The organism is Proteus penneri (genome assembly GCF_003144535.1).
Taxonomy (GTDB): Bacteria; Pseudomonadota; Gammaproteobacteria; order Enterobacterales; family Enterobacteriaceae; genus Proteus; species Proteus penneri.
In genome coordinates, this window is record NZ_PHFJ01000001.1 from 562,209 (window position 1) to 584,903 (window position 22,695).

The following is a 22,695-nucleotide window of genomic DNA, read 5'->3' on the forward strand; positions in this document are numbered from 1 at the left end:
GTGGTTATAGTGCTGCAATAATTTTAATTTCGACTTTATACTCAGGGTGCATTAATTGTGCTTGCACAGTACAACGTACAGGCGCACTACCTTTAGCAACCCAAGCATCCCATGCTTGATTCATACCTTCAAAATCGGCTTTATCAGCTAAAAAGATTGTCGCATCAAGAATTTTAGTTTTATCAGAACCTACACGCTGTAACAAAACGTCAATTGCCGCTAATGTGTCTGCTGTTTGTTCAATTATATCGTCTGATAAATTTTCTGGCACTGCAGTGTAATAAATTGTGTCGTTATGAATTACCGCTTCGGACCAGCGATCTTCAGGGTCGATACGCTTAATTGTCATTATGATTTCTCCTTTGTATTAACGGCGTAGGTGGTACTTTAGGCTATCCACTGGCATAATTTACGTCTTATTTTATAAAAAGAGTATGCCTGTGTCAGACGATTTTGCAGAAAACGGGATTTTAACCCGAACTATTCCTGGATTTCATCCCCGTGAAGCTCAACGACAAATGGCGAAATCAATAACGGAAGTTATTGATAAGCAAGGTGTACTTATCGTTGAAGCGGGTACAGGTACAGGAAAAACATATGCTTATCTTGTGCCTGCGTTGCGTTCGGGTAAAAAAACCATTATCTCAACAGGTTCTAAAGCCTTACAAGATCAATTATATAGTCGAGATTTACCCACAATCATTGAAGCGATTAATTATGATGGTAACACCGCGTTATTAAAAGGGCGCTCTAACTATCTCTGTCTAGAACGACTTGATCAGCAAATGCTTAGTGGTGGTGATCTTGAAGCCGAAGTTTTGTCTGATGTCATGTATGTACGACAATGGTCAACACAGACCGAAGATGGTGATGTTAGCCGTTGTCATAGTGTTGCGGAAGATAGCCGAGTTTGGCCCTTAGTCACGAGCACTAACGATAACTGTTTAGGAAGTGATTGTCCTCGCTATAAAGAGTGCTATGTTCTGAGCGCACGTAAAAAAGCAATGGATGCAGATATTGTCGTCGTTAATCACCATTTATTTATGGCGGATACGGTCGTTAAAGATACCGGTTTTGGTGAGCTAATTCCGGAAGCTGAAATTATGATTTTTGATGAAGCTCATCAAATTCCAGATATTGCTAGCCACTATTTTGGACAACAGCTTACCAGTAGACAGCTTCTTGATCTCGCCAGAGATATGACCGTGGCTTACCGTACAGAAGTCCGTGATCAAGCTCAGTTGCAAAAAAGTGCCGATCGATTAACTCAAATGGTAATGGATTTTCGTTTAGTATTAGGTGAAACAGGTTATCGAGGGAATTTACGTGAACTGCTACAAGGTGGTGAAACAAAACGTTTTCTTACGTTACTGGATGATGCTTTAGAACTGAGTTATGACGTAATGAAACTTTCGTTAGGGCGAAGCCAATTACTCGATAGTGCTTTTGAACGCGCCACCGTTTATCGCAATCGCTTAAAACGTCTGATTGATACCTCAATTCCGGGTTATAGCTACTGGTTTGAAAGTTACGGTCGCCATTTCTTACTGGCTATTACGCCACTTTCTGTCGCTGATAAATTTCGTGAATTAATTAAATCACATAAAAGCAGTTGGGTATTTACCTCGGCAACACTCTCTGTGAATGAGCAAATGTCTTATTACACAGATAGATTGGGCTTAGAAAATGCGACAACACTAATTTTAAACAGCCCGTTTGATTATCAACATCAAACATTACTCTGTGTACCACGTTATTTGCCACCATTAAATCAACCGTATACGGCGAAACGTTTAGCTACTATGCTAACGCCTGTTATTTTAAAAAACCAAGGTCGCTGTTTTTTTCTCTGTACTTCGCATGTCATGATGCGTGGACTTGCTGAAGAGTTTAAAGCCAGTTTGCCATTACCCGTATTGATGCAAGGTGAGATGAGCAAAACACAATTACTGCAAAAATTTGTCTCATCAGGAAATGCGCTTTTAGTTGCGACCCAAAGTTTTTGGGAAGGTGTTGATGTACGTGGCGATACACTGTCTTGTGTGATTATTGATAAATTACCCTTTACTGCACCTGATGATCCTTTATTAAGGGCTCGTATTGAAGATTGTGAGTTGCGGGGCGGAGATGCTTTTAGAGATGTCCAAATTCCTGATGCAGTCATTAGTTTAAAACAAGGTGTTGGACGATTAATTCGTGATGTGCACGATTATGGCGCAATTATAGTATGTGATGATAGATTGGTTTCTCGTGCATATGGCGAGATTTTTTTAAGCAGTTTGCCTTCATCACCACGCACACGCTCACTCGAAAAAACAATGAAATTTTTGAGCCAACGCGCACAGCAGAATGAAATACAAGAAATATCGGATTCATAATAGCGATCGCACAGAATGTGTGTTTATTCTGTTGAACACTATTATGATATTATTCTTTCTCTTTTAATTATCGAATTTGCCGGAGTTATGGCGTGTCACTGCGAATTTTAGCAATTGATACTGCGACAGAATCTTGTTCAGTTGCAGTTTGGAATGAAGGCGTTGTTGCTTCACGTTTTGAGATTTCTCCTCGTGAACATACACAAAAGATTTTACCTATGGTGAAAAGCGCCTTAGAAGAAGCAAACATCACATTACAATCATTAGATGCACTTGCTTTTGGTCGAGGTCCAGGAAGTTTTACTGGCGTTCGTATTGGGGTGGGGGTTGCACAAGGTATTGCGTTAGGTGCTGAATTGCCAATGATTGGCATTTCATCACTTGCCACAATGGCTGAAGGTGTCTTTAGAGCAACGGGTATTAAACAAGTTCTCGTAGCAATAGATGCGCGTATGGGTGAAATTTATTGCGCTCGATATCAGCGTAATGATGCAGGTGTTTGGGTGGGAGAAGACACTGAAGCGGTGATGAAACCTGAACAGTTTATTGAAACATTACAATCAACGATGGGAACATGGGCAATGGCAGGTACAGGCTGGCAAGCTTACCCTGATTTAAAAGAGACGCTGCCTTTTACTGTTGTTGAAACTGAAATTACGCTTCCTGCTGCACAAGATATGTTACCCCTTGCTGTAAACGCTTGGCATAAAGGTAAAGCAACGAAAGTTGAAGACGCTGAACCTGTTTATTTACGTAATGAAGTGACGTGGAAAAAACTGCCTGGCCGTGAATAAATTTATGAGTATCTATTAGACGCCTAAAAGTAAAGCTAAGCTATAATATTATTATAGAGTAACGTTAATATTGACTTGCAATGAGGTGGTTTATGAACAGACAATTAAACTACCGTTTGGTAAGCAAAGCGCTATTTCTATCTGGTGCTTTGTTTCTGGCGGGATGCGTCTCTATACCTGAATCAATAAAAGGTACATCAGCAACGCCTGTTACTGATTTAAATAGAGTTTTTGTTGCACCTGAGCTTTATATTGGTCAAGAAGGGCGTTTTGGCGGACGTGTGATTGATGTTAAAAATCTTCAATCATCAACACAGCTAGAGATTGCTGTTATGCCTCTTTCTCAATATGATGCAGCACCCGAATTGCGACAGCCTTCTATTGGGCGCCTCTATGCTAATGTTATGCATTTCTTAGATCCTACCGATTATAAAAATCAGTATGTAACAGTTGTTGGTACTATCAAAGGTGTTGAATCAGGCAAAGTAGGTGAGGCCACTTATCCATTTTTACGTATAGATGTGACGGGTATGAAACGTTGGACACTGACACAGCAAGTCATTATGCCAGCACCTGTTATGACATGGGGATATTATGGAGATGGTCCATATTGGTGGGGTTATCACAATGGATATGGCGGTTATGGTGGATATCCATATGGAGCTGGTCAGGTTGTGCCCGTTTTAGAATAAAAATAGGGTATCAGGTAATATGACGATATAATATTTTATCTCTATTCGCGTGAAACGGTGTATAATCAACATCTATAATATATTAGGTAACTATCTAATAGCGTTATTAAAGTTGAATAAAAATAAAAGAGAGGGCGGTTTTGACCGCCTTCTTTTTTTGTTAATCTAAAAATAAAATATTTAGTGACACACTTCGCATCTTCACAACAGAAAATTGTTTGTGCTGGTAGGATGAGTTAATACTTTGTTAAAAAGAAACATAATATTAACCCAAGAAGTGCGATTAATCAGGAGTACTACTTTGGAAAAAGTCTGGCTTAAACGTTATCCGGCAGATGTTCCGGCTGAAATTGACCCGGACCGTTTTGCATCCCTTGCTGAGATGCTTGAAAACGCTGTCGCAAATTACGCAGATCAACCCGCCTTTATCAATATGGGCGAGGTCATGACTTATCGCAAACTTGAAGAGCGTAGCCGTGCATTTGCAGCATATCTGCAAAACGGCTTAGGATTAAAAAAAGGTGATCGTGTTGCCTTAATGATGCCTAATTTATTGCAATATCCTATCGCACTTTTCGGTATTCTTCGTGCAGGCATGGTTGTCGTAAACGTAAATCCACTTTACACGCCAAGAGAACTTGAACATCAGTTAAATGACAGCGGTGCAAGTGCTATTGTAATCGTTTCTAACTTTGCACATACGCTCGAAAAAATCGTATTTAATACCAATATTAAACACGTTATTTTGACCCGAATGGGTGATCAATTATCTCGCCCGAAAGCAACACTCGTTGATTTTGTTGTTAAGTACATCAAACGATTAGTACCTAAATATAATTTGCCTGATGCCATTTCATTTCGTAGAGCAATGCATTTTGGCTATCGTATGCAATATATTAAACCTGAAATTACAGGAGAAGATTTAGCCTTCTTACAATACACAGGTGGAACAACGGGAATAGCTAAAGGTGCGATGTTAACGCATCGCAATATGTTGGCAAACCTTGAGCAAGCAAAAGCGGCTTATGTCCCAGCACTAAATATAGGAAAAGAGCTGGTGGTTACAGCGTTACCGCTGTATCACGTTTTTGCTTTAACCGTAAACTGCCTACTCTTTATTGAAATTGGTGGTAAAAATTTACTTATTACCAATCCGCGTGATGTGAAAGGTACTGTTAAAGAATTAGGGCGTTACCCTGTCACGGCAATTACGGGTGTAAATACTTTATTTAATGCTTGGTTACACAACCCAGAATTCCGTCAGCTTGATTTCTCCAAACTAAACCTCTCTGTTGGCGGTGGTATGCCTGTACAAAGTAATGTTGCCAAAGAGTGGGAAGAGTTAACAGGTAAACATTTGTTAGAAGGTTATGGTTTGACTGAATGCTCTCCGTTAGTCACTGGTAACCCTTATAATCTGAAAAAATATAGTGGTAGCATTGGATTACCGGTACCTTCAACAGACGTTAAGTTTATTGATGATGAAGGTAACGAAGTTGACCGCACCGTAGGCGGTGAAATGTGGGTTCGTGGTCCTCAGGTCATGAAAGGTTATTGGAACCGTCCTGATGCAACTGATGAAGTTTTACATGATGGGTGGGTTGCGACTGGTGATATCGCTACAATGGATGATGAAGGCTTTATCCGCATCATTGATCGTAAAAAAGATATGATCTTAGTTTCTGGTTTTAATGTATATCCTAATGAAGTGGAAGAGGTTGTCTCTGCCCATCCTAAGGTTTTAGAATCGGCTGCGATTGGTGTACCAAGTAAAAACTCGGGTGAAACAGTTAAAGTTTTCATTGTGAAAAAAGATCCATCATTAACAGAAGATGAGATAAAAACACATTGTCGTCGTTACCTAACAGGTTACAAAGTACCTAAAATTATTGAGTTTCGTGATGAATTACCAAAATCAAATGTTGGTAAAATTTTACGCAGAGAGTTAAGAAATGAAGAAAAAGAGTTGAAAACCTCAACTGAATCTTGATACAACACTCAATAACCTTTTTCAATTTCGCCGGTTTATACCGGCGTTTTTGCGATTAAATAAAAAGTCATTAGACATAAAAATAAGAGAAACCTGTTTTGAATTATCAATTGATTACGACAGACACAGCACTAGATACCGCCTGTAAAGCCGCTTCAGAGGCTTCACAAATTGCTTTAGATACAGAGTTTGTCCGCATACGTACCTATTACCCACATCTTGGTTTGATCCAGATGTATGACGGTAAACAGATCTCTCTTATTGATCCATTAGCAATTAAGGATTGGACTCCTTTCGTTGAGCTATTAACAAACCAGGGTATTATGAAGTTTCTCCATGCTGGAAGTGAAGATCTTGAAGTCTTTTCTCACCAGTTTGGCTGTGTTCCAACACCGATGATAGACACTCAAGTGGTTGCTGCATTTTTAGGTCATCCCATTTCTTGTGGTTTTGCGACATTAGTTGAGAAATATGAAAATGTTGCACTAGATAAAAGTGAATCCCGCACAGATTGGTTAGCGCGCCCTTTAACTGAAAAACAGTGTCAATATGCCAGTGGTGATGTTTTCTATTTGCTACCTTTAGCTGAAAAATTAATTAAAGAAGCTGAAGAAGCAGGCTATATGGATGCTATTGCAGATGAATGCGAAATGATTGCAGAACGTCGACAAGAAACTGTAGTACCTGAACTTGCCTACCGTGATATAAGCAATGCATGGCAATTAAAAGGTCAACAGCTAGCATGTTTACAAATGCTTGCCCAGTGGCGTTTAAATCAAGCTAAATCTCGTGATATGGCATTAAACTTCGTTGTAAGAGAAGAGCATTTATGGTCTGTTGCTCGTTATCTTCCTTCATCATTAGCAGAGCTAGATGCATTGTCGCTTTCAGGTCAAGAGATCCGTTGCCATGGTCGTCGTTTATTAGATTTTGTTGTTAAAGCTAAAGAAATTAAAGATGAAGATTGTCCAGAGCCTATTGGCAATTTAATCGAACAACCAAACTACAAAAAAGCGTTTAAAGCGATTAAAGCAGTTATTCAAGAAATTAGTGAAGATAAACGTTACAACCCTGAGCTGTTAGCGTCAAGAAGACAGATTAACCAATTATTGAGCATTCACTGGAAAATAAAAGAAGGGCAACCTGAGTTGATCTCACGCTGGCGTAAAGCCTTATTAGAAGAGAAAGTGACAGAAATTCTCGCGCAATATCCATAGTCTCACTCATTGTTTATTTTCTAATCCCTAATATCCTAAATAATATAGGGTTGCTAGTTCAATAAATAAACAATAATAAATAGGAGTCTCTTTTGAGGCTCTTATTTTTTGTACACGAAAAAACACCTAGAAAAAGTGAAGGCACTAAACAGGTTAAATAAATTATGCGTAAATAGAAGAGATGTTATTGCGAGATAACTTGCCTCCTTTGACTTATCACCAATGATGAAAATAGTAGCGAGATATAGCGCTATTTTCGCGTTCGGGTGAATTCAAATTGTATATAATTAAACACAGAGCCAATCAAATTAATTATAGTTCATGGTTGGCTCTGTGAATAATGACTTATATAAAGCGTAAAATATGATTTACTTTGTAGGTTCTTCACTCTCAGGTAAAGTCACATTGAGCTCTAATACAGAGATATCATCGCCTTTTTGTTCAAATTGAACTGAAAGCATATCTGGATCTATCTGTACATATTTACAGATGACACCTAATAAATCTCTTTTCATATCAGGTAAATAAGCTGGCTCGCTATCACCACGGCGACGTTCTGCTACGATAATTTGTAGACGCTCCTTGGCAATATTAGCTGTCGACTTTTTACGCGACAGGAAAAAATCTAGTAAAGCCATCTTTTACCCCCCAAAAAGGCGTTTCAGAAAGCCTTTTTTCTCTTCTTCAATAAAACGGAATGGATGTTCTTCCCCTAACAAACGATTTACTGTATCTGAATAGGCTTTACCTGCGTCAGATTCGCCATCTAAAATAACAGGTTCACCTTGGTTAGATGAACGCAAAACAGATTGATCTTCTGGAATAACACCCAATAGTGGAATGCATAGAATTTCAAGGACATCTTCCATACTTAACATATCACCGCGGCTAACACGACCAGGATTATAACGAGTTAATAGCAGATGTTCTTTAATTGGATCTTCACCTCGTTCAGCACGACGTGATTTAGAGGCAAGAATGCCTAAAATACGGTCGGAGTCACGTACAGATGATACTTCTGGGTTTGTTGTGATAATCGCTTCATCTGCGAAGTAAAGGGCCATTAATGCACCACTTTCAATGCCCGCAGGAGAATCACAAATAATAAAATCAAAACCCATCTCATCGAGTTCATCTAATACTTGTTCGACACCATCACGGGTGAGAGCGTCTTTATCTCTTGTTTGTGAAGCAGGGAGAATAAACAGATTTTCTGTACGCTTATCTTTAATCAAAGCTTGATTTAAAGATGCATCACCCTGAATAACATTAACAAAATCATAAACAACTCTACGTTCACAACCCATGATAAGGTCTAAATTACGTAACCCAATATCAAAGTCGATAACAACCGTCTTATGACCTTTTTGAGCGAGGCCGGTAGAAATGGCCGCGCTGGAAGTTGTTTTACCAACCCCACCTTTACCTGACGTAACAACAATAATGCGTGCCATGGAGTGATTCCTTGTCGATGCTCTAAATTAAGTTCTCGATTGTTAATTCATTCTCTTGCAGACTCAGTTGTACTGATTTACCAACAAAGTCTGTAGGAATTTGGTCGCTTAGCCAATATTGACCAGCAATAGAAACAAGTTCAGCAGACAGATGTGTACAAAAAATATGGCTCTCATTATCACCCGATGCGCCTGCAAGGACACGTCCACGCAATACGCCGTAGACATGAACATTACCATCAGCAATTAATTCAGCGCCTGCACTCACATTACTAATAACGACTAAATCGCTATTTTGAGCATAAATACGCTGACCTGAACGAACAGGAGTATGGATGATTTTTGTTTTTTGACGAACAGCTGTCGGTGCTTCATTCGTTTTATCGTTATTTGCCTGAGTGCTTGGCTTTACTATTTTACCTTCATTTAAGATAGGTAACTGTGCGGCAATTATCGCTTCTTTCTGTTGGGCGTCTGAACTACCACTAATTCCCACGACTCGTAAGCCAGCATCTTCTACAATTCGCCTCAGTTTTTTAAAATCAATATTTTCATCTGCTAAAGCAGAAACATTGATAACTACAGGTGCGTTTTTCAGAAATTGAGGCGCTTGTGCAATTTTTTCTGAAATAGCCTGACGAATAACTTTCGGTGTTCCATCGTTTAAATGGAGTACTGAAAGGGTAAAATTACTGCCTTTTAACTCAATGGGCGTGTTTGACATCTATCTGACTCAGTAAATTTTTTATAATCTGGCACAAAAAACCAGAGACGATATTACGAAAGTATATAAGCATGTTATATTTACTAAAATATTCAGGCAAGTCGCTTATTTTAATAATTAGAGTTTAATGAAAATGATTTGTGCAATTTACCGTAGTACCAAACGTGATCAAACTTATTTATACATCGAAAAAAAGGATGATTTCTCTCGAATTCCGGACGAATTATTACAAAGTTTTGGCGAGCCGCAGTTTTCAATGTTGCTTAATCTCGCGGATAGACAGCGTTTAGCGCATGCTGACATTGAAAAGGTCAAAAAGGCATTAGTTGAGCAGGGTTTTTACTTACAAGTTCCACCACCTGTCGAAAGTATGTTAAATGCTTATTTAGATGAATTAAAAAAATCAGAAAAAACTGAATAAATCATCGAGATAAAAGGAGCATAAATGTTCAAATATTCATTCATCGCTGTGATTGTTTCCGGTTTAATGTTATCTGCGTGTACAAATAGCCAACAAAAGTTGGCTGAAAGACAAATTATCTCACCAGAGGCAACGGCAGTTGAAGCACAAAAAAACACCTCGATGGAAACAAGTGGATGTTGCATCGTTAGAACAAGCGTTTCCTAAAGAAACTCGTACTTCTGCACAATTTCCTGCTTATGTTGACGCGTTAAAATTGAAAGCAGCTCAGTTGGGATATAAACCAGAAACAATAGATTTTGCTTTTTCAGAAGCACATTTTATTGAACGAGTGATTAAATCAGATCGTAATCAACCGGAAAAGAGAATTACACTCGATGTTTATTTACCACGTATTGTCACCAATGGACGTTTAAGCCAAGGGGCTAAGCTTTATCAAGAGCATCAAGATACCTTAGAGCAAATCAGTAAAAAATATGGTGTGCCTGCTAACTATATTGTTGCGTTATGGGGGCTTGAGAGTGGTTTCGGTAAAGTGCAAGGTAAAGAGGATGTTGTTTCTGCACTTGCAACGCTGGCATTTGAAGGCCGTCGAGAAGCGCTGTTTACTCGTCAATTGATGGCTGCATTAGAGATTATTGAAGAAGGACATATCCCTCAAGGACAACGTCTCAAAGGCTCATGGGCAGGAGCAATGGGACAAACTCAGTTTATGCCATCATCCTTCCTAACTTATGCTGCAGATGGCAATGGTGATGGAAAAATCGATATATGGAATACTCAAGAAGATGCATTTGCTTCGGCTGCTAATTATTTAGCGACTGAAGGTTGGGAAAGTGGACTCCCTTGGGGAGAACAGGTTACTTTATCGGTAGGTTTCAACCAACAGCTTGAAGGCATTAAGACTGAACAGAAAAAAACGGTCGCACAATGGAAAGCATTGGGTGTTCAATTACCTGTAAATAGCCAATTAAACGATGCTATGTCTGTATGGTTAATTATTCCTGATGATGATTTACATAGAAGCTATTTAGTGACACAGAACTTTCGTACGATAATGCATTGGAATAGCTCTTACTTTTTTGCCCTTAGCATTGTCACAATGGCTGATGGCGTTGCTAATAAAATAAATTCATTGCCTCACGCGAGTTAATTGCGTTTTGCCGTGAAATAAAACACAGCAATTTACCTAAAAGGAACACAATATGTATCAACATCGTGATTGGGAAGGTGCGTTACTTGATTTTCCTGTTAATAAAGTAATTTGCGTTGGCAGTAATTATGCAAATCACATTAAAGAGATGGGTTCGGTTCGTTCAGAAGAGCCTGTGATTTTTATCAAACCAGAAACAGCTATGTGTGATATTCGCCAACCTATTGCTATCCCAAGAGATATGGGAGCGGTTCATCACGAAATTGAATTAGCAGTACTTATTGGTCAGCCACTTAAGCAAGCTAATGAAGATAGAGTTGATCGTGCAATTGCGGGTTTCGGTATTGGTCTTGACCTGACATTACGTGATTTACAAGGTAAATTGAAAAAAGCAGGGCAACCGTGGGAAAAAAGTAAAGCGTTTGATGGCTCAGCACCTTTATCTGGTTTTATCCCTGTCAATTCATTTGGCGATCCGCAAAATGCAGACTTAATGTTACGTGTTAATGGCGAGATTCGTCAGCAGGGTAACAGTCGTGATATGCTAACGCCGGTTTTACCCCTTATCAGCTATATGTCGCGCTTTTTCACCTTACGTCCTGGTGATGTGATTTTAACGGGGACACCAGAAGGTGTGGGTCCTCTTGAATCAGGTGATATGTTGGTATTAAGCGTTAATGAACATCAGCTGACAACACGGGTTATTTAATTCGTATTAGATGAGCAATAAGGTAATAACGTAGAGATGACACAGGCTTTTTGGCAGACTAAAACATTAGATGAAATGAGTGATGATGAGTGGGAATCGCTCTGTGACGGGTGTGGACAATGCTGTTTACACAAGTTAATGGATGATGATACTGACGAGATATACTTTACCAATGTCGCTTGTAATCAGCTAAATATTAAAACTTGCCAATGTAGTAATTACGAAGATCGTTTCCGTTATGAGCCAGATTGTATAAAGCTTACGCGGTATAATTTACCAACATTTGAGTGGTTACCAATGACTTGTGCGTATCGTCTGTTAGCTGAGGGCAAAGCGTTACAAAGTTGGCATCCTTTAATTGCTGGTAATAAAGCAAGAATGCACCAAGACAACATTTCAGTAAGATATATTGCGGTGCCAGAAACCGAAGTTGAAGATTGGGAAGATCATATTCTTAATCGCCCGAAAGGACGTGGTTAATTTCTTATTTTTATGAAAAAGGTCACTCAATGGGGTGACCTTTTTCAATATAGTTAATAACTATAGTGAGCGGCTCTCAAAGTTAATAAGCTGGTGGCGCTGATTAAAAAACTTCTTATAGGTTAAATAGCAAGCAATAATGGTTGAAATACTGGCTGTTGCCATCAACATAAAAGTCACCATAATTTGATATTTAACGGCTTGTAATGGATCAACACCAGCAAAAATAAGTCCTGACATCATGCCTGGTAAACTTACAATACCCACAGTTTTCGCCGCATCAACGGTCGGAATTAATGAAGATTTAATGCTATCTCGAATAATACTCATTGAGGCTAGTTTAGGTGTAGCACCAAGGCTTAACATTTCTTGCAATTGCTGTTGTTGATTTTGAAAACGTTGACCCAAATTATTATAACAGAGCCCTGTTGCTATCATGGCATTACCGGCAATCATCCCTGTAATAGGAATAATTTGAATTGGCGTAAAAGCAATTGAACTGGTGAGTAATAAAATCGCTAAAGTTAATAATGCCCCAGTTGTAATAGCAGTAAAAGAGATCAGAAAAATATCTTTAACGTATTTACTTCGCTTTTTGGCATTATAAGCTGCGTTATAGCAGATAAATAACACCATTAAGAAGGTGAGTATAAAATGGTCGACATGGAAAATATAGGTCAAGACATAGCCAACAATTAAGAGTTGAATAATGGCTCTTGCTGTACTCCAAATAATGTCTTTTTCTAAAGCTAGTTTTTCTTTGCGACTAATAAAAATAGCCACGAGAACTAATAAAAGCGAGAAAATCAGAGATTCATTGCTTATCGTATGTTCGTTCATAATATTATGTTCGCTCATAACAAAAGGGTGGCTGATAAAGAAATAAAAAATCAGGCATCATTGTGAGAAGATAATGAGATCACATCATCAGCATGTTTTATTTCATTTTGATCGTGCGTGACCCATAACACGGCGAGATTTTGATCTTTAACGTAGTGGTGAATAATATTATTCACTTTTGTTTTATTGTTTTCATCTAATGCACTTGTGATCTCATCAAGTAATAAGATTTTTGGCATAAATTGTAGATTTCTTATCAGTGAAATACGTTGTTTTTCACCCCCTGAAAGTTCATTAATTCCTTTTTTCATAATCGATTCAGGTAAACAAAAATAATCCAAATCATGTGCCAATTTCTTATCATCCACTGGGAGTTTTCGTAAGAAATAAGGAAATTTAAGGTTATCGTAAACAGTCTCACCAAATAACATGGGGGTTTGGGTACAATAAGAAACCTGTTGGCGATATTCTTCGGGGGACAACGTTAAATAGTCTTTATTTTCAAAGAAAATTGAACCACTTGTGGGTGATAGTAGTGAAGCGACAATCTTGAGTAAGGTACTTTTACCACAACCTGAGGGGCCTGTGATAAGTTTAAATTCAGAAGGTTGAAGTTCAAAATTGATATTGTCGAGGATAGTTTTGTTATCAATTCGATAACTTACTTTATCAAGACGTAAAAGTGAAGTCGTACTTTCCATTCTTATCCCAAACTTAAAAAAGAAAATAATTATCATTATATAGAATTAACGATATAAAGATCCTGCTTTAAATCAGTTAGTAAGCAGTTCTATTACTCTTTCAGTATAGGAGAATGGGAATGTAAGCCAACATAAAAGATAAATTTATTTCGTGTATTGCGTATACCATTGTTGTATATCATTAATTATTTTATTCGTTAAACGCTCACCTTGTTCATTATAAAACCCATGATCTAATTTCTCATATTTAATAAACTTCACATTAGGCTGGTTAATATCTCGGCTTAGTTGATAAAATGCATTAACATTTACATTAGTGTCATTAAGCGTCTGAATAATTAATACTGGGGTGTGCTGATTACTTTTAATGACTTTAAGTAAATCGATAGTAAAAAATTGTTGCCACCATATTTTACTGTGCTCGCTTATAAATTGTTCATCATCTATTTGATTGTTTTTTATTGCGTCAGCAAATTGCTGGAAGCTATTTATAGCATCTTCAACATGCTCTTTGGGTGTGGTATGACGGATATTATAAAGAACATCATCAAGAAAAAAACGTCCTCCGCCATTTAGCGCGATAGCGGCTTTAATATCATTGCGTTTAGTTACCATCAAATGCACTATCGTCGCGCCTTCACTTCCACCAAGTAAAATAATATTTGGATACTGTGAAGATAATTTATCTAACACTGCCTCATAATCTTCGATTCGTTGCTTAGGATTATCATGACGTTGATAGCTTTTAGGGCAATCAATACGCTCACCATCATATTGCGAATAAGGTAATTGAGCGGTAATACCGTATTTTTCCACCATTAAAACATCACTATTTGGTAGCCAGTGACCAAAGGTTTCTTGGATAAACACATTATTTTTAATGCTGTTACAGTCAGAGCCTTGCATTAATACTAATAGAGTTTGATTTTTTTCAGCTCTTTTATCCATGTAATAGCTAATTTCACTGCCATCTTTCCGTGGGAGTAAATGTGTTGATATTTCTGCATAACTTGCAAAAGAAGGAAGTAAAAAAGCAGAGAGTAAAAATAGAAGCGAAGTGCGCATGATCACCTTATTTGTTTTTGTAGGGATGTAATAAGAAATTTTTCAATAATTAGTAAACAGCTGACTTAGTGAATTATTTATTGTACAGAAAAAAGCGATAAAACAGTTATCGCACAGTAGCCTTTATAAAATGAATCTACTCTTAATAAAATAGCCTGAAAACTCAGGCTATTTAAAGATCATTAATGAATAGGAACAAAATAATCAATTTCTAAGGTTTTGGGTAATTCCATTAAATCAATATTAGTTTCTATACTGACGTATCTTTCAATATCAGCGCCTAAGCGACGACATAAACCTAATGCGGGCAGGGTATAAAAATAAATTTTCATCGCAAATTGTTTATATTCTTCCAGTGTTCCTTTAAATTGGAATCTGACATAACGTCCTGCCTCAATCACTCTTTTTCTAAAACCACTGGTTTTTGTAAAATGATCTAAGCTATTTAACCCAATTTCATAATCAATCTGGATTTTATTTTTACGTAATGTGTTTGGTTGGTATGAGATAAGCACAGTACTCTCTATAAAATTTTTGTCCGTATACAGTAAAAAATCATTCCAAAATTGGTGACGTATATCTTCGTGCAATTTACCTATATCTTCGATAGAACAAAAATATTGATATTGCATCCCATAAACATAACTTTCAGGTAACTCCATAATTTTAGGAATAGGTAAATCAACAACATCAAAATTGATTGGTGGCTGAAAATTATTGCCACAAAGATTATCAAGTTTACGGTATTCTGTAGGTGTGACACCAAATGTGGCTTTAAAACGACGTGTAAATGATTGCTGAGAATCAAACTGATAACGTAATGCTACAGTCAGAATAGGCAATTTGGTCAAACGTAATTCTGTCGCTGCTTTTGTTAAGCGTCTTCCTCGAATATACGAAGCAAGTGTTAATCCTGTTGCTTGCTTAAATACGCGTTGTAAGTGCCATTTGGTATAACCAGAACGGATCGCAACATCATCAAGTAGCAATGGTTTTTCCAAATTCACCTCAATCCAGAGAAGAAGTTCTTTGATAATTTCTATATTAAAAGAGGATAAGGTATTTGAGGGGATAAGCCCATTGTACTGAGATGACATGATAATTTCCTGAAAATATTTTGTTCAGTTTACACGAAACTGATACCCATATATTATTACATACTTATGGTATGTATTTAGGGTTTTATCATGGAAATAAAATCACGGCAACAAGAGAATTCAGAACAAACGCGTTCTGCATTACGTGAAGCCGCACAAGAACTATTTATAAATCAGAACTATTGTGATGTTTCCGTTAATGAAATATCACGTCACGCAAGAGTAACTAAAGGGGCTTTCTATCACCACTTTAGTAATAAAAAAGCGCTATTAAAAGAGTGCTACCTTTTTCAGGTTGATAAAGTCGTCGAAAAACTCGTTCAAATTCCTACCTATGATGATCAGTGGCAAGAGTTAGAAGTTATTTTTAGTGTTTGTGTTGATCATATTTATCAACATAAAGATAAGCTTATTCCTTTACAAGAAATAATTTCGGTTCTAGGTTGGAAGGAATGGGATGCGATTGATTCACAAATTCTTATTCCTCGAATTAAAAAATGTGTAGATGTTCTCTATGAACAACAAGAAATTTGCACTTATTCTTCTGATATTGTTGTGAATTTGATTTATGGATTTATCACGCATATCACGATTAATTTAAAGAATGAAGCTACATTACCTGAAAATGCTTGTAAGGACTTTAAAACGATATTTTCTGATTTTTTGATGGGGATAAAACAATCTTCGATAAATGCGAAAAACCATCAATAGCACAAACATAATGATAGATGCGATGTAAATTGGATAAAAATAAATAGAGCAAAGGATCAGAGTATTATGACAATAGAAGTACCTAAGAGTCATTTCACAGCAACGGGCGTTGTATTCGATGGGCAGGGCAAATTCCTTCTTCATTTACATTCTAAAATAGGCTGTTGGTTACCACCTGGTGGTCATATAGAAGAAAATGAAGAGCCACAAGATGCAGTATTAAGAGAAATAGAAGAAGAAACAGGTTTATTGTGTGAGTGTCTTTGTTATCAACCTGAATTTAGCCTTAACCTAAATAACGATGATGTTATTGAACTTGTAAAACCTCTCGCCATTTTAAAAGAACCCATTCACGATAAAAAACAAGGGTTTCATTATCACATCGATATGATTTATCTTTGCAAACCGTTAAAAAATAGCCAATTAACAAATAAATCTTTCCAATGGCTTTCTTTAGAAGAGGTTAAAAAAAGAAAAACGCCATTAAATGTGATAAGACTTATTGAACTAACTGAAAAACTATTAATAAAAAAAATTATTTAAGTTTCTTAATAAAACTAAATGGCTCATAATAAATAAACAATTAAAGCGGTTTTTAGAAACTGCTTTATTATTATTGGAAATAAAAAATTTTAAAACTCACTATAAATTAATATTAGAATTAAATAAATTAATGTTAATAAGTAGATATACCTATTAAAGCTTAAGATAAAAATATACAAATAAAATTATAAAAACTAAAAAATAATTAATAAATTATCTTTTTCTGAGTGAAATCACCTTCATCGCAGGATATTATGTGAGTAATTTGTCTGTGGATGGATAAAGTAATTGTTTATTTCATAAATGAAAAATGGTTTTCACTGTACTCTAAAGTTTTCCCTCATTATTACCGACATTATAAACGAAGGCAGATCCTACGAGCCTTTATATTCTAATGAACAGAGTATGGGCATAAATCAAATTGCGTTAGCTGTCAGTGAAATGGATACGGTTACTCAGCAAAATGCAGCATTAGTTGAAGAATCAGCGGCTATCACAGCGAATATGGATGATGAAGCTCATCAATTAGCTAAATTGGTTTCACAATTTAAAGTAGATGAAGAGAAAAAAGTCCTTTCACGTTCTGATTCAATACAATCAACAGAAGCTATCGATATTCAAGAAAAATAAGTGTCGTATCGATAATAAATAAAATAAGCCCCTTGGCTAAATAATGCGAAAGGGGCTTTTTATGATTTTTATTCTTAATACTTAGAACTAAGCTTTGATCTGATTAACGCACTCATTGCCTGAAGCAACTTCTTTAATGTTGTGCAGTGTCGTTTCACTAATACTAATTAAGGCTTCTTCTGTTAAGAAGGCCTGATGTCCCGTAAACAACACGTTATGACAAGAAGAAAGACGACGAAAAATATCATCTTGGATCACGTCATTTGATTTATCTTCAAAGAAAAGATCGCGTTCATTTTCATAAACATCCATTCCCAATGCACCAATTTTGCCTTGTTTCAATGCATTAATTGCAGCTGCAGAGTCAATTAATGCACCACGACTAGTGTTAATAATCATCACACCATCTTTCATTTGTGCAAAAGCTGTTTCATTTAATAGATGATGATTATCTGCGGTTAATGGACAATGTAATGAAATGACATGAGAATTTCTGAAAATTGTCGCTAAATCGACATATTCGGCACCTAAATCCAGTACTGCTTGATTTGGATAAGGATCATAAGCTAGTAATTTCATGCCGAAGCCTTTTAATATGCGTAATGTCGCTAATCCTATTTTACCTGTACCAATAATACCGGCAGTGCGATTATGCATATTAAAGCCAGTTAAGCCTTCTAATGAGAAGTTAGCATCACGAGTACGTTGATAGGCTCTGTGTATACGACGATTAAGTGATAGCATCATGCCAACAGCATGTTCTGCAATAGCTTCTGGCGAGTAAGCAGGGACACGGACAACTGTTATGCCTAATTCAGTGGCAGCTTCTAAGTCAACGTTATTGAATCCTGCACAGCGTAATGCGAGGATACGTATATTAAGGCTAGCAAGTTCTTGTAAAACCGCACGATTCGCATCGTCATTGACGAAAATACAGACAGCATCAGCGCCAACGGCATTTTTTGCGGTTTGTTCTGTTAAATTAAAATCGAAATATTCAATATCATAATGATATCCATTATGTTGATTGACCCATTCCATGTGCTTACGATCATAATGTTTAGTACTATAGGAAACGATTTTCATTCAGTCTTCTCTACTCTCGATTAAATTTTTATTCAGAGACTGGAAAAACAAGAATTATCCAGCCCCAATATGAAAGAAATTAATACTATCATTATAAACAATTTAACGAGGTAATTGGATGATTCAGGTTTGTTTAAAAGGAATATGATGTGTTGTTAAGAAAAACAATCAAATGGACAGGGATGATACTACTAGGCACAGGCCTAATAGGCACTGCTTTATGGGTATCTATTCCTCGTTGGTTGCCAGTTGTTGCCGATTATTACTTACCTGAAGGTGTAACACTTTCTTTATCACAGCCCAAGTTACAGCGTATGGGTGTTTCAGTTGACAATATCGCATTAAAGACAGAAAGCTGCACTTTAGCTAATATTGATAACTTCGCGTTCTCTTATCAAAAAGAGCAGATTGATAAACTTCAATTTAATAGCCAGCAACTTGCCATTGATGAAAAATGTTTTTCAATGATCCCTACAAGTAAGCAAGAAGAAACGGCAACTATTCCTCTTGAAATAAATTCACTACTAACCTCAATACCTCATTTATCTGTCAATATCGACAATGTGCTTTTAAAAGAAAATAGCCGTTACCAAGGTGAGTTACAGCTAAAAACCCAAAATAATGGGCGTTTAATTTCTTACCAAGGGAAAAATGCTCAACTTGCTATTTTTATTAGAGATAATAAGTGGCTTGATATTAAACAACTTAAAGTGAATTTACCTGATGACAATAATATTGAACTTGCTGCTGAAATAGCGCTTCCTCTGGATATTGCGTCATTACCTGAAAAAGGAACCATTAATGCCACGCTATTAGCTTCTCAATATGCTCATCCTTTAGTTTTTATTCTTGAATGGATAGGACAATCGGGCACTATTTCCGTTGCAGAACAAGGCGGTGGTCACGCCTTGGCTTTATTACCATGGACAGTCACATCTGAAACTATTGTTATTGAGCAAGGCCGTTGGGAATGGTTTGGATTAGACCAACCTTTGCGAGGCGGTGTAAATATTAATATTGCTCAATGGCAAAAAGGATTGACGGATTTAAGATTAACTGCACGATTAAACGTGATGACAGAAGGTAAAGCGGGGAAAGGAAACTTAGTGATATCGATCCCTGAAACAGCTGTTAATTGGTTAGATGCTAAAATCCCTATTCAAATCACAGGTATTATTAATAAAGAGTTAATGCAAGCTAGTGCACAATTGCCAGTTAAAGTTACTGGTATGTTGACTAATCCTACTATTGAATTTTAATCTGGTTCTTTATTTCGTTTTAAAGGACCCGTCACTGAAACGCTCACTGTCACAGATGCTCGTTTACCTTTAGCTGGAACCACTCTTTCATCAAAAGGTTTTAATGGGCGTTTAAATGCGATAGTTGTTGCCCAAGATAGTATTTGGGGGGATTATCGCATTCATTTTCAAGGTAAAGCCAGTGACTTTTTACCTGATAATGGAACTTGGCAATGGCGCTATTGGGGGGATGGGAATTTACTACCATTAAAAGCGCGTTGGGATATTGCAGGGACAGGTTATTGGGCTGATAAATTAGTGAGTTTTGAAAAACTCAACACAGGTTTTGATGTTTTAAAATATCAACATACCGTAATGACGGCACCACGATTATCTTTGCTGAGCCCATTTCATTGGAACAGAGATGATAAAACCTCGACATTTAATGGAAAGCTAAAGTTAACGAGTCAGCGCATTGATTTTCCTGCTGGTGGTTTTTTAGATAAGACAGATTTTATTGCTACGGTTAATGGTGAATCACCTTTTAATTTTAATGTAAAAGGTGAGCTAAGTGCTAAGCCCAACATAGGACCAATTGCAATTAATACACGTTGGGATGGTGCAAGATTAAGAGGTCAAATGCGTTGGCCGTTACAGCCAATTAATGTTTTTCAATCACTTATCCCCACAGATTTAGGAATTACTCTTGATGAAGGTGAACTCTACACTCAAGCAGATTTTTCTATTGCACCAGAACAAGGACTTGTTGCTGGTGGACATCTTGTTGTTAAACAAGGTGGAATGTGGCTTAAAGATGGAGTTTTAGAAGGGTTAGAATTTATTTTACCTTGGCGTTTAAACGGTGATGAATGGCAACTTGGTGTAAAAGAGCCTGTTCAGTTACGAATAAAGCATGTTAATAATCTTTTTGAAATGACCGATATTACAGCCGATCTTCAAGGTTTTTATCCAGCAACTGAAAGTAAGCCATTAGTCTTATCTAACGTTAATGTAGCAATGTTGGATGGAACACTATCTTTAGCAAAATTAGTAATACCACAACATGATGCAGCGATTATTTCTATTGATAACATTCAATTAAGTCATCTGTTTACTTTATTAAAAGTGACTCAGTTTGCTGCATCAGGTAAAGTTAGTGGTGAATTTCCATTTTTTATTAACAATAATCAATGGATTATTAAAGATGGTTGGCTGGCTAATTCATCTTATTTAACATTAAGACTTGATAAAGATTTTGTTGATTCAATCGATGATAATAACATGTCAGCTGGTGTTGCTATGGCATGGTTGCGTTATCTAGAAATCAGTCGTTCTTGGACTCGAGTGAATTTAAGTAATTTAGGTGAGTTAGTGCTAGAGGCTGAGATTCAAGGAACAAATCCCCTTGAAGATAAGCGTCGTCAGGTTAATTTCAATTATCGGCATGAAGAAAATGTCTTTCAATTATGGCGAAGTTTACGATTTGGTTCACAATTGGAAGAGTGGTTAGAAAAAAGCTTATCAGATTTAGGGAGTGAGTCAGAGTGAAACCATTATTCTTAAAAAATCTATTTTTATTCACGATCATGGCAATGGGAATATCAATTTTAACCGGATGTATTCGACTAGAAGTCGCAACACCTGATAAACCGATAAATATTAATATGAATGTAAAAATCGAACATGAAATTAATGTAAAAATAGATAGACAAGTAGAAGATCTCTTAAAAAATAACAGCGCCATTTTTTAAAGGATAAATGATGAATTATAAAAAATATCTCTTAAGCTTTGGTTTAATGATAGCTTTAACGAGTGTTAATGCCATAGCATTGACGCTTGATGAAGCGAGAGCACAAGGGTTAGTAGGAGAGACCTTTAGTGGCTATATTGAGCTTGTGCAGACAAACAACAAACAAGCTCAACAACTTGTTGATGAGATAAATCAAGCTAGAAAAGCAAAATATGCTGAAATTGCCAAAACCAATCAAATAACACCCGATTCTGTTGCTCGTCTTGCAGGTGAAAAATTAGTCGCAAGAGCTAATGAAGGTGAGTTTGTAAAAGGAATTAATGGGCAGTGGATTAAGAAATAATATCCACTACCCAAGTAGTGCTGTAATAAAAAATAGACTAAATTATTATCTTATAATTAATATACGTATAATATTTTTTAGTCTTCTTGATAACCTATGTCTATTATTTTATCTGATTCAATAATCTGATCGTTCGCTTCCATATTAAACATGATATGAGTAGTTATACTTCCTGGCATTGGAGGAAGATCATCTTTCTTGACATAATTTAATAAAAAATGAAAATGTGCTTCATTATGCTCATCAATGGTTTTGGTGAATTTATTTTTCTGGTTTAAATTGATAGGATTATTTTCATCATCAATCAATTGAAATGTAATATTGTTACTTGCCGTGGGGCCAGTTGCGTGATTTATAAAGTAGCCATTATTAAAATCAATACTTTTATTATCAATACTTACTGTTATTTCAGTATTATTTTTCGAACAATTTTCAAATGATAGCAGAATAACTTCACTATAGTCTTCATTAGCTAATGTTCCTGCATGAGGTGTTGTAAAATCATCAGAAGTTATATTGCTAAATACAGTAGTATAAGGTATGTAAATATCACAGCTTACTGGAGGTGGTAAACTTCCTCTTCTATTTTCAGATAAAGCAATAAAAGGGAAGTATAGTAATAATAGCGGGGTTAAAACCATTATTTTTATTGATTTCATATAAAACTCTTCAATAAAT

At 36.6% G+C, this 22,695-nt stretch carries 23 protein-coding genes and 2 pseudogenes; 15 read left to right on the forward strand and 10 right to left on the reverse strand.

The window, feature by feature from the left end:
- Positions 1–4: 4 nt before the first annotated feature.
- Entirely contained in the window at positions 5–349 is a 345-nt protein-coding gene (locus CUB63_RS02780; RefSeq protein WP_006536617.1) for a RidA family protein, read from the reverse strand.
- 85 nt (positions 350–434) lie between these two features.
- Between CUB63_RS02780 and CUB63_RS02785 the strand changes: the two genes are divergently transcribed.
- The 5 genes from CUB63_RS02785 to rnd all read left to right on the forward strand — a co-directional run bounded on the left by CUB63_RS02785 (position 435) and on the right by rnd (position 7,071).
- Positions 435–2,378, forward strand: coding sequence for a DNA repair helicase YoaA (locus tag CUB63_RS02785; RefSeq protein WP_082147365.1), 1,944 nt, complete (start codon positions 435–437; stop codon positions 2,376–2,378).
- 92 nt (positions 2,379–2,470) lie between these two features.
- Positions 2,471–3,172, forward strand: coding sequence for a tRNA (adenosine(37)-N6)-threonylcarbamoyltransferase complex dimerization subunit type 1 TsaB (gene tsaB, locus CUB63_RS02790; protein ID WP_109847400.1), 702 nt, complete (start codon positions 2,471–2,473; stop codon positions 3,170–3,172).
- Positions 3,173–3,264: 92 nt separating this feature from the next.
- Entirely contained in the window at positions 3,265–3,864 is a 600-nt protein-coding gene (locus CUB63_RS02795) for a Slp family lipoprotein (protein WP_072064007.1), read from the forward strand.
- A gap of 301 nt (positions 3,865–4,165) precedes the next feature.
- On the forward strand, positions 4,166–5,854 hold the full coding sequence (gene fadD / locus CUB63_RS02800) for a long-chain-fatty-acid--CoA ligase FadD (protein ID WP_072064006.1): 1,689 nt from the start codon (positions 4,166–4,168) through the stop codon (positions 5,852–5,854).
- Between the two features lie 98 nt (positions 5,855–5,952).
- Positions 5,953–7,071: a ribonuclease D gene (rnd, locus tag CUB63_RS02805; protein ID WP_006536627.1), complete on the forward strand. Its 1,119-nt coding sequence runs from the start codon at positions 5,953–5,955 to the stop codon at positions 7,069–7,071.
- Positions 7,072–7,439: 368 nt separating this feature from the next.
- On the opposite strand, the gene minE is transcribed toward rnd, so the two are convergent.
- From minE to minC, 3 genes are read right to left on the reverse strand one after another with little or no spacing between them, the layout of a single operon-like run.
- On the reverse strand, positions 7,440–7,709 hold the full coding sequence (gene minE, locus CUB63_RS02810; protein ID WP_006536628.1) for a cell division topological specificity factor MinE: 270 nt from the start codon (positions 7,707–7,709) through the stop codon (positions 7,440–7,442).
- A gap of 3 nt (positions 7,710–7,712) precedes the next feature.
- Positions 7,713–8,525, reverse strand: coding sequence for a septum site-determining protein MinD (gene minD / locus CUB63_RS02815; RefSeq protein WP_006536629.1), 813 nt, complete (start codon positions 8,523–8,525; stop codon positions 7,713–7,715).
- A 22-nt stretch (positions 8,526–8,547) separates the two neighbouring features.
- Positions 8,548–9,249: a septum site-determining protein MinC gene (gene minC, locus CUB63_RS02820; RefSeq protein WP_072064004.1), complete on the reverse strand. Its 702-nt coding sequence runs from the start codon at positions 9,247–9,249 to the stop codon at positions 8,548–8,550.
- A gap of 133 nt (positions 9,250–9,382) precedes the next feature.
- On the opposite strand from minC, the gene CUB63_RS02825 reads away from it, so the two are divergent.
- From CUB63_RS02825 to CUB63_RS02840, 4 genes and pseudogenes are all read left to right on the forward strand, one after another.
- The gene (locus CUB63_RS02825; RefSeq protein WP_069369136.1) at positions 9,383–9,670 is read left to right on the forward strand and encodes a YcgL domain-containing protein; all 288 of its coding nucleotides are present in this window, start codon (positions 9,383–9,385) and stop codon (positions 9,668–9,670) included.
- Between the two features lie 24 nt (positions 9,671–9,694).
- Positions 9,695–10,823, forward strand: a pseudogene (locus tag CUB63_RS02830) (lytic murein transglycosylase).
- 52 nt (positions 10,824–10,875) lie between these two features.
- Entirely contained in the window at positions 10,876–11,532 is a 657-nt protein-coding gene (locus CUB63_RS02835) for a fumarylacetoacetate hydrolase family protein (protein WP_006536634.1), read from the forward strand.
- Between the two features lie 36 nt (positions 11,533–11,568).
- On the forward strand, positions 11,569–12,012 hold the full coding sequence (locus tag CUB63_RS02840) for a YcgN family cysteine cluster protein (protein WP_072064002.1): 444 nt from the start codon (positions 11,569–11,571) through the stop codon (positions 12,010–12,012).
- Between the two features lie 60 nt (positions 12,013–12,072).
- Here CUB63_RS02840 and fetB read toward each other — a convergent pair whose 3' ends face one another.
- The 4 genes from fetB to CUB63_RS17845 all read right to left on the reverse strand — a co-directional run bounded on the left by fetB (position 12,073) and on the right by CUB63_RS17845 (position 15,715).
- Positions 12,073–12,852 (reverse strand): iron efflux ABC transporter permease subunit FetB, encoded by a 780-nt coding sequence (gene fetB / locus CUB63_RS02845; protein WP_109847401.1) that lies wholly within the window; start codon positions 12,850–12,852, stop codon positions 12,073–12,075.
- 50 nt (positions 12,853–12,902) lie between these two features.
- Positions 12,903–13,553 (reverse strand): iron efflux ABC transporter ATP-binding subunit FetA, encoded by a 651-nt coding sequence (gene fetA / locus CUB63_RS02850; protein WP_006536637.1) that lies wholly within the window; start codon positions 13,551–13,553, stop codon positions 12,903–12,905.
- Positions 13,554–13,697: 144 nt separating this feature from the next.
- Positions 13,698–14,618 (reverse strand): acyl-CoA thioester hydrolase/BAAT C-terminal domain-containing protein, encoded by a 921-nt coding sequence (locus CUB63_RS02855; protein ID WP_109847402.1) that lies wholly within the window; start codon positions 14,616–14,618, stop codon positions 13,698–13,700.
- A 182-nt stretch (positions 14,619–14,800) separates the two neighbouring features.
- A complete protein-coding gene (locus CUB63_RS17845; protein ID WP_072063999.1) occupies positions 14,801–15,715 on the reverse strand; it encodes a helix-turn-helix domain-containing protein in 915 nt (304 codons plus the stop codon).
- A 90-nt stretch (positions 15,716–15,805) separates the two neighbouring features.
- On the opposite strand from CUB63_RS17845, the gene CUB63_RS02865 reads away from it, so the two are divergent.
- From CUB63_RS02865 to CUB63_RS02875, 3 genes are all read left to right on the forward strand, one after another.
- Positions 15,806–16,426, forward strand: coding sequence for a TetR family transcriptional regulator (locus CUB63_RS02865; protein ID WP_109847403.1), 621 nt, complete (start codon positions 15,806–15,808; stop codon positions 16,424–16,426).
- Positions 16,427–16,492: 66 nt separating this feature from the next.
- Positions 16,493–16,969, forward strand: coding sequence for an NUDIX hydrolase (locus CUB63_RS02870; RefSeq protein ID WP_109400495.1), 477 nt, complete (start codon positions 16,493–16,495; stop codon positions 16,967–16,969).
- A 405-nt stretch (positions 16,970–17,374) separates the two neighbouring features.
- Positions 17,375–17,599 carry a hypothetical protein gene (locus CUB63_RS02875; RefSeq protein ID WP_232240039.1) on the forward strand — a complete coding sequence of 75 codons (225 nt, stop codon included), beginning with the start codon at positions 17,375–17,377 and terminating at the stop codon, positions 17,597–17,599.
- 87 nt (positions 17,600–17,686) lie between these two features.
- Here CUB63_RS02875 and CUB63_RS02880 read toward each other — a convergent pair whose 3' ends face one another.
- Entirely contained in the window at positions 17,687–18,685 is a 999-nt protein-coding gene (locus CUB63_RS02880) for a 2-hydroxyacid dehydrogenase (RefSeq protein WP_109847404.1), read from the reverse strand.
- A gap of 182 nt (positions 18,686–18,867) precedes the next feature.
- Here CUB63_RS02880 and CUB63_RS18035 point away from each other — a divergent pair.
- From CUB63_RS18035 to CUB63_RS02895, 3 genes and pseudogenes are all read left to right on the forward strand, one after another.
- Positions 18,868–21,471: pseudogene (locus CUB63_RS18035) on the forward strand (YdbH family protein).
- Positions 21,468–21,674 carry a YnbE family lipoprotein gene (locus CUB63_RS02890; protein WP_006536650.1) on the forward strand — a complete coding sequence of 69 codons (207 nt, stop codon included), beginning with the start codon at positions 21,468–21,470 and terminating at the stop codon, positions 21,672–21,674. Before CUB63_RS18035 ends, CUB63_RS02890 begins: the two are co-directional and overlap by 4 nt.
- A 10-nt stretch (positions 21,675–21,684) precedes the next feature.
- Entirely contained in the window at positions 21,685–22,017 is a 333-nt protein-coding gene (locus CUB63_RS02895; protein WP_109400491.1) for a YdbL family probable chaperone protein, read from the forward strand.
- 77 nt (positions 22,018–22,094) lie between these two features.
- On the opposite strand, the gene CUB63_RS02900 is transcribed toward CUB63_RS02895, so the two are convergent.
- Positions 22,095–22,676 (reverse strand): fimbrial protein, encoded by a 582-nt coding sequence (locus tag CUB63_RS02900; RefSeq protein ID WP_109847405.1) that lies wholly within the window; start codon positions 22,674–22,676, stop codon positions 22,095–22,097.
- Positions 22,677–22,695: the final 19 nt, after the last annotated feature.